Here is a 13,681-nt window from a genome sequence, read left to right as displayed (position 1 = left end):
GCATACATTGCGGCTTTCTCACTCATAAAGGAAATAATAATATAAACACTATTTCATAATATTTTGAGCTATTTTGATTATTCGACCACTACCTGCTGCTCGGCCGGTATCATATCCCAGGCTTCCTTGATGTCCCGGATGATTCTGGCGACATTATCAATACGTTGTGCATCGGCTTCGGCGTTGGCCAATAACAGCTCATGTACGCAGAAGTCGTAGAGGTTGTCCAGGTTTACGGCTATTTCTCCACCTGCATCCTTGTCCAGAGCGGCCTGCAGCTCATTGAGAATATCAATGGCGCGGCCCAGCAGTTCGCCGCGCTGGGGGGTATTGCCCTGTTCAATGGCCATTTTGGCCTTGGCCAGCCGCTCCAGTACACCCGCCAGCAACATTTGTACCATCTTGTGGGGGGTGGCGACATTTTTCTGGCTGTCTACCGCCACGGATTTATAGGCTTTGAGTGAACCGCGCATTTTTACTCCTGTTGTTTTATCTGGTTATAGGCCTGAGTGGAGCGTTTACCTTTTTTCAAAGTGGCCATTTTTTCGGCAAGCCGGGTACGTGCCAGCTCTGCCTGTTGTTTAAGCTCTCGTGAACGATCGACCAGCGCCTGGGCCGCCTCGGGAGCTATGGCGCCTTCGGCTATCACTTGCTGCAGCAGGGTTGCCCGGCGGGCAAGCTGTTGCTCAAGCCAGCCGGCATCAAGTTGCTCCGGTTGCTGCAAGGCGGAAAGCAGCTTTTCATCCAAATCTTCCAATGCAGTCAGATTATCCATAACTACTTCTTGGTATTAAAGTTGGGCATGTTTTCAAAGGCGCTGATCACCGAATTCAACTGCTGGTTCATTTTGGCAACCATAATATCCATGGCACTGAATTGCTTGTATATTCGCTCTTCATACTGTGCCATATAGTCGGTAAAGTTGTCGGCTTCCTTTTCCAGCTTGGTCATTTGCTCGCGCAGAGACTTGTCCTTGTTGGTAAGAAAACCCTCTTTACCTACATAGCTTTCCAAAAAAGTATCCAGCTTGCTGGCCACCCCTTTTTCGGATGCAAACAGCGCCCCCACCTTCTCGAAGTTATCATTCAGCTGTTTTTTGAGCAGGTCGTTGTCCAGCTCTATGGTCCCTTCCCGGGTGGTAGTAATACCCAGGTCGGTCAGGCTCTTGACCGGTGCCAGGGCACCTTCCACCTGCTCACTCAGCAAACTGCGCAAATTGGCGGTAATATTACGGGCGCTGGCGTCACCATTGAGTGCACCGGCTTTCTGGGTATCGGCATTATAAGAAGTCAGCTTGTTGATGGTATTGATCACCTTATTGAACGACTCAACAAAGTCTTTCAGGTTGTTCTCTACTGCCGTTTTATCGTAGCCAATGGTGAGGTTCAGGCTTTTTCTACCTTGGGAGTGATCGTTGCTGTCTTCCCACTCGCTGACCTTGGTGACATTCAGGGTCACCCCGGCAATGGCATTTTTGATTTCATTGCTCTGGCTGGTCACGGTCGCGCCATCCAGGGTAATACGGGCATCCTGAGCACCCTGTATCTCGGTAAAGCCGTCGGGTCCATCCAGCAGGTCGTTCAGGCTGTGGTTATCATCGCCGTCACCATTGCCGTTGATGGTAATATTGTCAATGGCATTCTCGGTACCGGTTTTTTCCGAAAACAGTACCAGGCGCGAGCCGTTATCGTCGGTAACTACGGTGGCCTTTACGCCCTTGTTGTCTTCGGCATTGTTGATGGCCGCGGCGATGTCCGCCAGAGAACTTTTTTCCTTGCTGATACTCACGCTGAAACTGTCGCCGTTTTTAAGCGCCAGATCGATAGTGCCGGAACCCAGCTTGGTCTTGGTAGCATTCTCGCCAGTCAGTCGTTTGGCACCAACTTTATGGGCCTGAGCCAGTTGTTCAACTACCAGTTTGTAACTGCCGGCCACGGCATTTTTATCGGCACTGGCGGTCATAAAACCGGAGCTGCTCAGGGTAGTGGAGCGTTTCTGGAAGGCCGATTCCTCACTGAGCTTTTTCAGGGACGTCTTGAATTCATCCAGTACGCTTTTAAGGCTGCCGTAAGCAGAAAGCTGAACGTCTATACTCTCCGCTCTGCGAGCCAGCTGTTGTTCCTTGGGGGCTCGGGCCGCGTTAACGGTGGCATCCACAAAACTCTGGATGGGAAACCCCGAGCCCACGCCGGGTAGCTTAAGTCCGGACATTTTGCCTCCTATACCTTGGTATCGATCAGGCCACCACCGGCTTCCGCCAGCCGGGAGATCACATCGAGCAGCTCTTCCGAGGGAATTTGCCGTATGGTTTCACCGGTGTTTTTATCCACCACGCTGACCACCTGGCGGCCGGATCCTTCATGCACGCTGAAGGTGAGCCCCCGGTTAAAGCTGCTGACAAACTGCTCCAGTTGCTCGGCCATCTGCTCCAGTTGTTCGGGCTTAAGCTCGACCTTTTTGGCCGATTCGACCTGCTGCACCGCCTGCACCGTCTGGGTGGACTCGGCTTGGGCGGGTTGGGCCAGTTCGCGCGATCTGGAACCGATATCCACTGCCGCTGTCAGCGGTTTGCTGGTAAGAGAAGAAGTATCCATTATATGGCTCCTGGCCCACGGGCAGGCGATATAATACTGAAAAGCCGCAAGCTGGAAACCTGAAAGCCTGTTCTTCCCGCTTCAAGCATCTAGCTTCCAGCTTTAGTGAAAAAGGGGCGCAAGCCGCCCCTGATATTACTGCAACTCCACGCTTTAGCCCAGCAGGGAAAGAGCGGCCTGGGGCAGTTGCTTGGCCTGGGCCAGGATGGAGGTGCCGGCCTGCTGCAGTATCTGCTGCTTGGTCAGGTTGGCGGTTTCCTCGGCGAAGTCCACTTCCTTGATCCGCGCCATACCCGCAGCGGCATTTTCGCGGATATTGGCCAGGTTGTTGATGGTGCTGTTAAGGCGGTTTTGTACCGCACCGATCTCGGAACGCTGTCCATCGATCTGCTTGATGGCGTCATCCAGGGTGCCTACCGCAGCCTGGGCACCAAAGGCAGTGGTTACATCGATTTGCTCTACGCTCGCAGATGTAGTGTCACCTGCTGTTGTTGCAACTGTCTCTGTAATACCTGAACCAGTAATGCCTATTGAAGAACCCTTCGCCAATTCGCCATTCAGTACCAAGTTACCATCGGAATCTTTATTGACACGAAGACCGCTACCACTCAAGGCACTGTTCAAAGCATCCATACGGGCGTTATCGTCCTGAGCAGCACTCAGGTCAACGGTAATGGTCGTTGTCTTACCATCAGCATCGGTGATTGCGAAAGTAGCTGCAGTCAGAGCACTCAAGCCCGGATCAGTTGCACCAGCACTTGCAGCCGCAAATATTTCAACGTCTTCAAATTCTTGGTACTCACGCTTCAAAGCCGCTGCCGAACTGTCACGCAGTTCCAAACTGATTACTTCGTTGCTGCTTGCGCCCACCTGGAAGCTCTTGCTGCCAAAGCTGCCGTCCAGCAGCTTCTGGCCGCCAAAGGTGGTGGTTTTGGAGATACGGGTCAGTTCGCTGCTCAGGGCACTGATTTCCTTCTGGATGGCTTCACGGTCGGTGTCGTCGTTAGTACCGTTGGAAGACTGTACGGCCAGGTCCCGCATCCGCTGCAGGATATTGGTGGACTCCTGCAGAGCGCCTTCGGCGGTTTGCGCCATGGAGATACCGTCGTTGGCGTTTTTCATCGCCACCCCCAGGCCACGTACCTGGGAGTTCAGCCGGTTGGAAATTTGCAGGCCGGCGGCATCGTCCTTGGCGGAGTTGATACGGCTACCGGAAGACAGCCGCTCCATGGAGTTGGCCAGGGCGCTGCTCGAGGCATTCAGGTTGCGTTGGGCGGTCATGGAAGTGACGTTGGTGTGGATATTAATCGCCATAATAAAGTCTCCGTTGAGGAAGATTCCGGCTGCTCGGCCGGCGTTTACTTGCCTGTTGTTGTTCAGGTTATCGGCGGCTTTTTCGGCAGCTTTAGCATTTTTTGCGCTTTAAGCGTTCAAGCCTGCCCGATCCTGGCTACGGATGAGTATCGGCCCACGCCGCCCGGACTTTAGCGGAAGTTTTTAAGGGGCGGCATCGCCGGTTTCTGGATTCCCGCCTTCGCGGGAATGACGAAAGAGGGAGCGGGAGTGACAGAGGTGAGAGCGGGATCCCGCGGTTGGAACCGCGGCTTGTATCTCTCCGTGACGGATGGTTAGCTGCCAAACGTCACGAAGAGATGGTATCTACGGCCTCACCGCTGCGCGTCAGATATAGTTGAACAGGCTCATGCCCTGCAGTTTGCCGAACACGCTCTGGCTGGCCTGCAGGGCCACCATGGTCTGGTTGAGCTCGCCGATGGCCTGGGCGTAGTCCAGGTCTTCCATGCCGCTGCGCACCTTTTCCAGGGTCAGGCTCATGTCGGCATGGCTTTCCTTCTGGTTGTCCAGCCGCTGCAGGCGAATGCCGGTGTCGGCCCGCACCCGGGTCAGGTGGCCGTTGATGCCGTCCAGTTGCTCCAGTACCTCGGCCAGTTCGCTCTGGCCGCTCGCGTTGTTGCCGTCCTGCCGCAGCCAGGCCATGGCCCGGTTCATGGTGTCGAACAGGCCCACATGATCCTGGCCGGTACCGTCGGCCAGGGTGGAATTCAGGGTAATCTCGTCGCCGGCGCGGGCCTCGCCCTTGAGCACTATGCTCACGCCGTCCACCATCACGGGGGCGCCGGGCTCGTACGGCATAGGGCCCGTTTCAGTGCCGTCCCTGTCGGTCAGGGTCAGCGCCAGCCGGCCCGGCTCGCTCAGGCTGTCGCTGAAGGTGATGCTGTAGGGATGGGCATCGCCGAAGGCGGCCTTGTCCTCGATGCGGGCCCGCTCCACCACCAGGCCCTGTTCCCGCACCTCGCCCTCCAGCCGGTACTGCACGGTAAAGTCGCCCCTGGGGTTGGGCACCTGGCCAAACACCAGGCGGCCGTCGTGATTGAGGGCCACCTTAACGTTGTCCCCCACCGCCAGCTCACGCTGGCCGCCGTCGCCCAGGTAGTGCACCGTGCCGTCCGGGTCGCGCACAAAGGGGGCGGCGTCGCTCTGAAAGCCGGCAAAAATATAGTTGCCGAACTCGTCCCGGCTGTTGGCCAGATCCAGCAGTTCGTCCATCCGGCTCTGCAGCTCGCTGGCCAGGGCGTTGCGTTCGTCCTGGGTGTAGCTGCCGTTGTTGGCCTTGAGCATCAGTTCCTTCACCTGCTGGGTCAGGTTCTCCGCCGTGGTCAGCACGCTCTCTTCCCGCCGCAGCCGGTTTTCGCCCAGGCTGATGTTGGACTGGTAGCGGGCGATGCGCTCCAGTTCCTGCTTGTAGCTGAGGATGCCGTTGGCCGCCACCGGATCGTCGGCGGCGGTCTGCACCCGAAGGCCGGAAGAGAGCTGGTTCAGCTGCTGGCTGGCCTGGCCGCTCTTGCCGGTGATGTTGTTCAGGTTGTTCTGGTAAAACTGAAAGGTGGAGAGTCGCACGGTGGCTCCTTAGCGGATCTGCAGCAGCGAATTGAAAATGTCGTTGGCCACCGTAATGACCCGGCTGGAGGCCATGTAGGCCTGCTGAAAGCGCAGCAGGTTGGCGGCTTCTTCGTCCAGGTTCACTCCGGAAACCGACAGCATGCGGTTTTCGGACTGGGTATGGCCCGCCGCCGCCGTTTCCGCTTTTATCTTCTGGTTGTAGGTCTTGCTGCCCACGCCCACCATCAACTGGTTGAGGCTGCCTTCCAGGCCGGTTTTGCCGTTGTTCAGCCACTTTTTGTTCTTGATGTCGCCGAAGGCCTGGGCATTGACGTTGTTGCCCGCCCCGCTGGCCTGCTCTATCTCGAAGCGATCCAGGGGGCTGCCGCCCTTGCCGTCCACGCTTATGCTGATACCGTCCAGCACGATCACCGGGTTGTCCGGGTCCAGGGTGCCCCCGGCCAGCAAGGTGCCGGGATCGCTCTGGCGGAACACCTGATATTCGCCCTGCTCGTTCAGGGTCACCACCAGGGGATCGCCCTTGCCGGGCAAGTCGGCGCCACCCGGGTCACCCACCTCGGTGCTCAGGCGGGCACTGCCGGTATTGTCGCCGTTGGGGCTGACCAGCACCTGGCCGGAGGCGGCAATCTGCTGCGGGCTTTGCAGGCTCACCCGCAGGTCGGCGGCACCGTCCCGACTTGGGCGGAGCAGCATGCGATCGCCGTTGGCCGGGGTGCCGGCCAGGGTCAGGGAAAAGCCGTCGTGGTTGAGCCGGCCTTCGGCATCGGGCGTAAGCTGGATGCTTTCCCCGCTGCCCAGGTTGGTGATGACATAGTCGCCGTCCTTGTATTCCAGGCTGTAGTCGCTGCCGCTCAGGGCGCCGGTGTCGGTAATGGCCACGGTGCCGCTCACCGCCGGGTTGGAGGTGAGAAAGCGGCCGGCCTGGTGCTCGGGGGCGTTGATGTCGCGGAACAGGTCGAGTCCGGGCAGCCCGTTCAGATCCATGCCCTGGCGCTGCACCTGGTTGAAGGCATCGGCCAGCCCCAGGGCGGTGCGCCCCAGGTCGCTCATGGCGGGGGCCAGCACCTGGTCTCGGAACTGCATCGTGGATCCCAGCTTGCCGCCAAGGCCCGTTCCGTCCAGGCGGGTGGCGCTGCCGGGTCTGGCCGGGTTGCTCAGGTACAGCTCGGTCTGCTGCGCATCCGGATTGCCGGGCCGGGCTTCCAGGGCAAAGGCCTGGGTGCCGCTCACCAGTGATTCGCGACCATCCAGCATCACCGACACCACGCCGTTGGGCTCGTTCAGGGTGGTGATGCGTACTTCCTGGCTCAGTTCCTTGATCAGCAAGTCACGCCGGTCCAGCAGATCGTTGGGGGCACCGTTCTGGCCCGTGTTCAGTATCTCCTGGTTGAGGGCGGCAATGCCGGCGGAGAGCTCGGTCACCCGCTCGGCACGGGTGGCGATGTCCTGGCTGCTGATCGACAGCTGCTGGCTCAGGTTGGCGTGCATGTCGTTGAAGCGCTTGGCCAGGTCTTCGGCGTTGGCCAGCATCAGACCGCGGTTGCCCAGATCCGACGGGTTGTCGGTCAGGGCGTCGATACTCTTGTAGAGCTCGTTCAGGCTCTTGCCGATGGCCGCGCCCATGCTGTTGACGCCGCTGTCCAGGTGGGCCAGCTGTTCATAGAGGGCCTGGGCCCCGGCCTTTTCGGTGCTGTTGATCAACAGGTCCCGAAAGGCATACTCCTGGTAGACGCGGGTCACGTCCGAAATCTGGGTGCCGGAGCCGTAATGCAGTCCGCCCCAGGTCAGGCCCACCGAGGTCATCTGCTCGGCCCGCTGGCGGTTGTAGCCTTCGGTGTTGACGTTGGCGATATTATGGCCGGTAACCGCCAGTTGGGACTGGGCGGCCATCAGGCCACTCACGCCGGTTTGATACAGGTCTATCGCCATGACTCGTCCTTAGACTTGCGCTACCAGGCGGGTAACGGTGTTGAAAATCGACGTCAATTTATCGGCGTACTTGGGGTCAGTCGCATAACCCGCCTGCTGCAGCGCCTGGAAATACTGCCGGGGCGAGCCGGTCTGCTGCAGGGCCTTGCCGTAACGGGGGTTGTCGTGCAGAAAGCGCACGTAATCCTCGAAGCTTTCGTTGAAGGAGCCGTAAGCGCGAAAGGGCGCCTGCACCCTGACCGCCACGCCCTGTTCGTATTCGAGGGTATTGACCCAGGTTTTTTCCGCCTTCCAGCTGTTATCGGCCTTGATGCCGAAAAGATTATGGCTGGAGTCGCCATTTTTCCGGCCGATAATCTTCTTGCCCCAGCCGGTTTCCAGCGCCGCCTGGGCGATCATCGCCTCGGCGGGCAGCCCCAGCCGTTTGCTGGCCGCCCGGGCCGCCGGCATCAGCCGGCGCACAAAGTCTTCCGGCGAGCGGAACGGCTCGCTGGCGCTGTGGCTCACACCGGCCAACTGCCCGGCCGGAGCCGCAGCGGCCCTAAGCGGTGGCCTGGCCGGCTCGGCGGCGGCATCACCAGACTCGGCCCTGGGGGGACGTATCACCTTGCCGGATACCCGGCGCACATCGGCCAGGTCGAAATGACGGGCCTGGGGCACCCGGGCTTCATCGCCGCCGCCCAGCTGCTTTACCACCAGATCCGCCAGCCCCAGGCTGCCCTGGCGGCTCAGCTCGGCAGACATCTGCTGGTCGTGCATGTCCCGGTAAAACTCGGTGTAACGGCTGTTCATGGGGCTGTCGGCCTCGAAGGCCTTGTTGGCCTCGCGCATCGACTTGAACAGCTGCTGGGTGAACAGGCTCTCGAACTGCCGCGCGGCCTGGTCCAGGGCACTGGCCCCGTCGCCCTCGAACGACTGCCGGCGCAGGCGGTCGAGGCCCTGAAGATCAGTGGCCAGCAGGCTGTTCTGAAACGAGTCGATCGCTTTCATATCTTTCAATCCGTCAGTTTGGCTTGGTTAACCCCGAGCCCTTTTGGTCCAATAAATTGGGCCCTGGATGCCCGCCTGTGCAGGCATGACGATATATTGCGCGGGCATGACGTTGATATTCCGTCACTCCCGCGGTTACTCCGTCACTCCCGCGAAGGCGGGAGTCCATGGTTTACCGGCAACACCTCCGACAGGCCCGGTGCCACCTGCCCCTGGATGCCCGCCTGCGCGGGCATGACGTTGTTAAACCCCTCACACGTTCTAGATAATCACCAGCTCGCCCTGAATGGCGCCGGCCTGGCGCAGGGCTTCCAGTATCGCCACCAGATCGCCGGGGGCCACCCCCACCTGGTTCACCGCCCGCACCAGGTCGTCCAGGGTGGTGCCGGTGTCCAGCTTGAACATGCGGCCGTCTTGTTGCTCCACGTTGATGTTGGTGTTGGGCACCACCACCGTCTCGCCACCGGCCAGCGGGTTGGGCTGGGACACCTGCATATTCTCGGAAATGGTGATCACCAGGCCGCCGTGGGTAATGGCCGCCGGTTTCAGTTGCACCTGCTGGCCGATTACCACGGTGCCGGTGCGGGAGTTGATGATAATTTTGGCGGCCTCGTCGGCCACGTCCACGGTCAGGTTTTCCAGGGTCGACAAATAGCTCACCCGCTGGCCCGGATCCCGGGGGGCGTATACCTGCACCGAGGTGGCGTCCAGGGCCTGGGCGCTGTTGGGGCCCACCAGATCGTTGATGGTCTCGGCCATGCGCTTGGCGGTGGTAAAATCGGGCCGGTGCAGGTTAAAGGTGATGGTGTCGCCCCGGGCAAAGGAGCTGGGCACCTCCCGCTCCACCATGGCGCCGCCGGGAATACGCCCGACCGTGGGGGTATTGATCATGATGGAAGAACCATCGGCGCCTTCCACGCCCAGGCCGCCCACCACCAGGCTGCCCTGGGCCAGGGCGTACACCCGGCCGTCCACCCCCTTGAGGAAGGTCTGCAGCAGGGTACCGCCGCGCAGGCTCTTGGCCTCGCCGATGGCGGAAACGGTAATGTCGATGGTCTGGCCCGGCTTGGCAAAGGGCGGCAGCTCCGCATGTACCGCCACCGCCGCCACGTCGTTCATCTTGGGCCGCAGGTTGTCGGGCACCGTAATGCCGAAGTTGTTGAGCATGGTGCGAAAGGTCTGGGCGGCGAAGGCGTTGTTGCGCTCGCCGGTGCCGGGCAGGCCCACCACCAGGCCATAGCCCACCAGTTGGTTGGCCCGCACCCCCGCCACCGAGCTGATATCCTTGATCCGCGCCGCCTGGGCGGGCGGCGTCACCGCCGGCAACAGCAGCAGGCTCATCAACAAAGCGGTAAATGGTTTCATCAGTTCACTCCAACGGAGTCCAAAAATATAGCTAGAAGCTGTAGATTACGTCTGTAAACAACACCCACTATTTCCCCAAAACCTCTTTCCCAGCCCACAAACACACTGGTTTTTCTTCCAGCTTATGTCTTATAGCTGCTGTTAAAACGGGAACCAGGGGCTGTTAAAGAACTGGGCCAGCCAGCCACGGGTCTGGGTATTGGCAAAGTCACCGGTACCGCCGTAATAGATGCGGGCGTCGGCCACCCGGGTCGATTCCACCCGGTTGTCGGAACCGATATCCTGGGGCCGGATAATGCCGGTAATACGGACATATTCCTCACCGGTATTCAGCATCAGCCATTTTTCCCCCTGCACCGCCAGATTGCCGTTGGCCAGCACCTGCGCCACACTCACGGTGATGCTGCCCTGCAGGCTGTTGCTCTGGTTGGTGTTGGCGTTGCCACCGAAGTCGTTGCCGCTCGACATTTCCGCCTCTATCGGATAACCGCCGATGCTTATCGGGCGCCCGGCCAGGCTGAGCGGATTGATATTGACGCTGGAGTCCTTGGCCTGCTGGGTGGTCGCCCGTTTCTGGGCCCGGGTCGACTCGGCCAGGTCGATGGTGATGATGTCACCGACCCGGTGGGCCTTGATGTCGGAATAGAGGTTGTTGGCGTAGTAATCCTGAAAAATAGCGCCGTTCGGCTCCATCATGGCCTGCTGGGCACTGGGGATCACCGGCGCATAGGCCGGGTCATCGGGCTTGGGAGTATAGGGCGTGGTGGCACAGCCCACCAGCAGCAGGGTCACCATCGGCGCCAGAACAAATCGCATCACAAGATCCTCGGTTACAGCTGCTGGTTCACGTAGGCCAGCATCTGGTCTACGGTGGAGATCACCTTGGAATTCATCTCGTACACCCGCTGGGCCTGGATCAGGTTAACCAGCTCTTCGGTCACGTTGACGTTGGACGTTTCCAGCATGCCCTGCTTGAGGGTACCGAAACCGTCGGCACCGGCAATACCCTGCAGCGGCGCGCCGCTGGACTGGGTTTCCAGATAGAGGTTTTCCCCCTTCGGCTGCAGGCCGGCCGGGTTGACGAAGTCGGTCACCACAATCTGGCCGATCACCTGGGCTTCGGCCTGGCCGGCGATTTGTACCGACACCTCACCGTTGGTGGCCACGCTGATGCTCTGGGCATTTTCCGGGATCTGCATTTCCGGCAACAGGGGATAGCCGTTGCCGGGGGTCACGATAACCCCTTCGTCGTTCAGGGCAAACTGGCCGTTGCGGGTGTAACCCAGGGTACCGTCGGGCAGTTGCACTTCAAAAAAGCCGCGCCCGTCGATCATGATATCCAGTGCGTTGTCGGTGGTTTGCACGCTGCCCTGGGTAAAGGTCTTCTGGGTGGCCACCACCTTGCTGCCCGCTCCCAGCATCAGGCCGGAAGGCAGCTCGGTGTCGGCGGTCGCCCGCCCACCGGGCTGGTGGATATTCTGGTACAACAGGTCTTCGAAGATGGCCCGCCCTTTCTTGAACCCCACCGTGCTGGCGTTGGCCAGGTTGTTGGAGGTAACCGAAATATTGGTCTGCTGGGCGTCGAGGCCGGTCTTGCTAATCCACAATGCGGGGTTCATCTTGCTCTCCTTTAACCGATGCGCAGCAGCTGGGCATGGGCTTTGTCGTTCTCTTCGGCGTGATTCATCATCTTGAGCTGGGTCTCGAAGCGCCGCTGCAAGTCGATCAAATGGGTCATCTCGGCAATGGGGTTGACGTTGCTGCCTTCCAGGGCGCCGGCCAGCAGCTCTACCTGGGCGGAGGCCGGCTCCGCCGCACCGTCCTTGCGGCGGAACAGGCCATCCGGCCCCTTCTCGATATCCGCATGGTCCGGCAGCACGGTTTTAATCCGCTGCAGCTCTTCGCCGCCATTGGCCGGTTCACCCTCCAGCCGGGCAAAGATGGTGCCGTCCTTGTTGATTTCGAGCTTTTCCAGCGGCAACGGCAGGAAAATGGGAGCGCCGTTATCGTCGAGCACGTTGAGCCCGGTGTTGGTCTGCAGCAGGCCTTCCGGCGACAGCCGCAGGCTGCCGTTGCGGGTATAGGCCTCGGAGCCGTCCCTGGATTCGACCGCCAACCATCCGTCACCGGCGATGGCCACGTCAAGTTCCCGACCCGTGGTCTGAATGGGGCCGGCGGCAAAATCTTGCCCGGGTCTTTCCGCCATGGCAAACACCCGGGTCGGCAAGCCCTCACCAAAGGCCTGCATGGATCGGGCCTGCTCCAGATCCGCCCGAAAGCCGGTGGTGTTGGCATTGGCCAGGTTGTTGGCGCGCAGGGCCACGCTGTGCATGTTTTCTTTGGCGCCCGACATGGCGATATAAAGCAAGTGATCCATTTCAGCTCCGTTGCGTCTGCTGACCGCTGGTGACGATATATAAGCAAAAATAATGCCATGTAGGTAGGCCCCGCCTTGCCGGCAGGATCCCGCGGTTGAACCCGCGGCTACGGTGCTCCGATACCGTGGTAGGCGCAACTTCAGTCGCGCGGTGGACAACGCCAGTCCAATCAGTATAAGAAACCCCGGTGCCGTGGCCCGGCACCGGGGTTTCTTCCCGCTTCTAGCTTCCAACAGCCAGCGTCGGGCTGTTACCGAATTTGCATCACCGTCTGCATCAGGGTGCTGTTCACCTCCAGCGCCCGGGAGTTGGCCTGGAAGTTGCGCTGGGCGGTGATCAGGTCGACCAGCTCGGTGGTCAGGTTGGTATTGGAGCCTTCCAGGTTGGAAGCGTTGATCTTGCCCAGGGTGCCGGTATTGGGTTGGCCAACCACCGCCTCTCCCGATAGCAACGACTGCCGCCACTGGGTATCGCCAATCTGGGTCAGGCCCTGATCGTTGGGGAAGCGTGCCATGGCGATGATGCCCAGCTTTTCGGTGGTGCCATTGCTGTAGGTGGCCGCCACCGTGCCATCGGGCCCCACATCCACCTTGGTCAGGCGGCCGACGGTGGCGCCGTCCTGAGTCAGGGCACTCACTTCAAACGGAGAAGCAAACTGGGTAATGTTCTCGAAGCCGATGTTGATGGTCTGAGCCGGATCGGAGCCGTTGGTAAAGCCCAGGGCGTTGCTCGTCACTTCCGTGGGGATGGGAGAAGCAACGGCGCCGTTTTCATCGAAGGTCAGATCGAAGGGTGTTCCCAGTACATCCTGCCCATCCACATAGGCATGCATCTGCCAGGCGTTGCTACCGGCAGCGGCGGTCGAATCCTTGATAAAATACTTGGTCAGGGTGTGGGGTTCACCAAGGGAGTCGTAAATGGTGACCGAGGTCGACGCAGAATAGGTGCCGGAGTCCGTAGGAACAAAGTTGGCCGGATCCAGCGCGGGGGTCTTGGCCGGCAGGTTCATGCTCGCCTCGGTTACGTCGGTTCTTTTCGGCACGCCGGCCCGGTCGGGGATCTGCAACGCCTTGGTGGAATTGACCGCCAACGATACCGGAGTGCCGTCCTGATTGACGTTGAACACCTGCAGGTAATTGCCCTGAGCATTGACCACGAAGCCCTGATCGTTCAGCTTGAAGGCGCCGGCACGGGTGAAGGTCCGGTCCAGAGAGCCGATGCCATCGGACATCATAAAGAAGCCGCTGCCGTTAATGGCCATGTCCAGGGCGTTATTGGTCGCCTGCAGGGCCCCCTGGTGGAACTGCTGGGCCACCGCCGCCGTCTGAACCCCATTACCCGACTGGGTTCTGCTGTTGGCAAAGATTGAGTTGGAATAGACATCCGCGAATTCGGCACGGGATTCTTTAAAACCCAGGGTATTAACGTTGGCGATGTTGTTGGCGGTTACATCCAGGTCTTTCTGGGCTGCATTGACGCCACTCAGGGCAATATTAAAAGACATGC

The 13,681-nt window shown here is 59.9% G+C and carries 13 protein-coding genes; all 13 read right to left on the bottom strand.

Going from position 1 to position 13,681, the window contains the following annotated elements:
• Positions 1-77: 77 nt before the first annotated feature.
• A complete protein-coding gene (gene fliS, locus ACEVBK_RS05620; RefSeq protein ID WP_375057616.1) occupies positions 78-473 on the bottom strand; it encodes a flagellar export chaperone FliS in 396 nt (131 codons plus the stop codon).
• Positions 474-475: 2 nt separating this feature from the next.
• The gene (locus ACEVBK_RS05615) at positions 476-775 is read right to left on the bottom strand and encodes a hypothetical protein (protein WP_375057615.1); all 300 of its coding nucleotides are present in this window, start codon (positions 773-775) and stop codon (positions 476-478) included.
• A gap of 2 nt (positions 776-777) precedes the next feature.
• A complete protein-coding gene (gene fliD / locus ACEVBK_RS05610) occupies positions 778-2,211 on the bottom strand; it encodes a flagellar filament capping protein FliD (RefSeq protein ID WP_375057613.1) in 1,434 nt (477 codons plus the stop codon).
• Between the two features lie 8 nt (positions 2,212-2,219).
• Positions 2,220-2,594, bottom strand: a complete 375-nt coding sequence (locus ACEVBK_RS05605) for a flagellar protein FlaG (protein WP_375057612.1) — start codon at positions 2,592-2,594, stop codon at positions 2,220-2,222.
• 153 nt (positions 2,595-2,747) lie between these two features.
• A complete protein-coding gene (locus ACEVBK_RS05600; protein ID WP_375057611.1) occupies positions 2,748-3,908 on the bottom strand; it encodes a flagellin in 1,161 nt (386 codons plus the stop codon).
• Positions 3,909-4,274: 366 nt separating this feature from the next.
• Positions 4,275-5,510: a flagellar hook-associated protein FlgL gene (flgL, locus tag ACEVBK_RS05595; protein ID WP_375057610.1), complete on the bottom strand. Its 1,236-nt coding sequence runs from the start codon at positions 5,508-5,510 to the stop codon at positions 4,275-4,277.
• 9 nt (positions 5,511-5,519) lie between these two features.
• Positions 5,520-7,442, bottom strand: coding sequence for a flagellar hook-associated protein FlgK (flgK, locus tag ACEVBK_RS05590; RefSeq protein WP_375057609.1), 1,923 nt, complete (start codon positions 7,440-7,442; stop codon positions 5,520-5,522).
• 9 nt (positions 7,443-7,451) lie between these two features.
• Complete coding sequence (gene flgJ / locus ACEVBK_RS05585; RefSeq protein WP_375057608.1) at positions 7,452-8,432, bottom strand: flagellar assembly peptidoglycan hydrolase FlgJ; 981 nt, start codon at positions 8,430-8,432, stop codon at positions 7,452-7,454.
• A 261-nt stretch (positions 8,433-8,693) separates the two neighbouring features.
• On the bottom strand, positions 8,694-9,797 hold the full coding sequence (locus ACEVBK_RS05580; protein WP_375057607.1) for a flagellar basal body P-ring protein FlgI: 1,104 nt from the start codon (positions 9,795-9,797) through the stop codon (positions 8,694-8,696).
• Between the two features lie 141 nt (positions 9,798-9,938).
• Positions 9,939-10,613 carry a flagellar basal body L-ring protein FlgH gene (flgH, locus tag ACEVBK_RS05575; protein WP_375057606.1) on the bottom strand — a complete coding sequence of 225 codons (675 nt, stop codon included), beginning with the start codon at positions 10,611-10,613 and terminating at the stop codon, positions 9,939-9,941.
• A 14-nt stretch (positions 10,614-10,627) separates the two neighbouring features.
• Positions 10,628-11,416 (bottom strand): flagellar basal-body rod protein FlgG, encoded by a 789-nt coding sequence (flgG, locus tag ACEVBK_RS05570; RefSeq protein ID WP_375057605.1) that lies wholly within the window; start codon positions 11,414-11,416, stop codon positions 10,628-10,630.
• Between the two features lie 11 nt (positions 11,417-11,427).
• Positions 11,428-12,174: a flagellar basal-body rod protein FlgF gene (flgF, locus tag ACEVBK_RS05565; protein ID WP_375057604.1), complete on the bottom strand. Its 747-nt coding sequence runs from the start codon at positions 12,172-12,174 to the stop codon at positions 11,428-11,430.
• A gap of 251 nt (positions 12,175-12,425) precedes the next feature.
• Positions 12,426-13,679, bottom strand: a complete 1,254-nt coding sequence (flgE, locus tag ACEVBK_RS05560; RefSeq protein WP_375057603.1) for a flagellar hook protein FlgE — start codon at positions 13,677-13,679, stop codon at positions 12,426-12,428.
• Between the last annotated feature and the right edge of the window lie 2 nt (positions 13,680-13,681).

This window comes from Zobellella sp. DQSA1 (genome assembly GCF_041950555.1).
Lineage (GTDB): Bacteria > Pseudomonadota > Gammaproteobacteria > Enterobacterales > Aeromonadaceae > Oceanimonas.
Note: the sequence above shows the minus strand (reverse complement) of the source record. Positions and strands in the feature narration are given on the sequence as shown.

Coding starts and splice junctions, on each gene's coding strand:
- fliS (WP_375057616.1), bottom strand. CDS start 473: ATGCGCGGTTCACTCAAAGCCTATAAATCCGTGGCGGTAGACAGCCAG.
- ACEVBK_RS05615 (WP_375057615.1), bottom strand. CDS start 775: ATGGATAATCTGACTGCATTGGAAGATTTGGATGAAAAGCTGCTTTCC.
- fliD (WP_375057613.1), bottom strand. CDS start 2,211: ATGTCCGGACTTAAGCTACCCGGCGTGGGCTCGGGGTTTCCCATCCAG.
- ACEVBK_RS05605 (WP_375057612.1), bottom strand. CDS start 2,594: ATGGATACTTCTTCTCTTACCAGCAAACCGCTGACAGCGGCAGTGGAT.
- ACEVBK_RS05600 (WP_375057611.1), bottom strand. CDS start 3,908: ATGGCGATTAATATCCACACCAACGTCACTTCCATGACCGCCCAACGC.
- flgK (WP_375057609.1), bottom strand. CDS start 7,442: ATGGCGATAGACCTGTATCAAACCGGCGTGAGTGGCCTGATGGCCGCC.
- flgJ (WP_375057608.1), bottom strand. CDS start 8,432: ATGAAAGCGATCGACTCGTTTCAGAACAGCCTGCTGGCCACTGATCTT.
- ACEVBK_RS05580 (WP_375057607.1), bottom strand. CDS start 9,797: ATGAAACCATTTACCGCTTTGTTGATGAGCCTGCTGCTGTTGCCGGCG.
- flgH (WP_375057606.1), bottom strand. CDS start 10,613: ATGCGATTTGTTCTGGCGCCGATGGTGACCCTGCTGCTGGTGGGCTGT.
- flgG (WP_375057605.1), bottom strand. CDS start 11,416: ATGAACCCCGCATTGTGGATTAGCAAGACCGGCCTCGACGCCCAGCAG.
- flgF (WP_375057604.1), bottom strand. CDS start 12,174: ATGGATCACTTGCTTTATATCGCCATGTCGGGCGCCAAAGAAAACATG.
- flgE (WP_375057603.1), bottom strand. CDS start 13,679: ATGTCTTTTAATATTGCCCTGAGTGGCGTCAATGCAGCCCAGAAAGAC.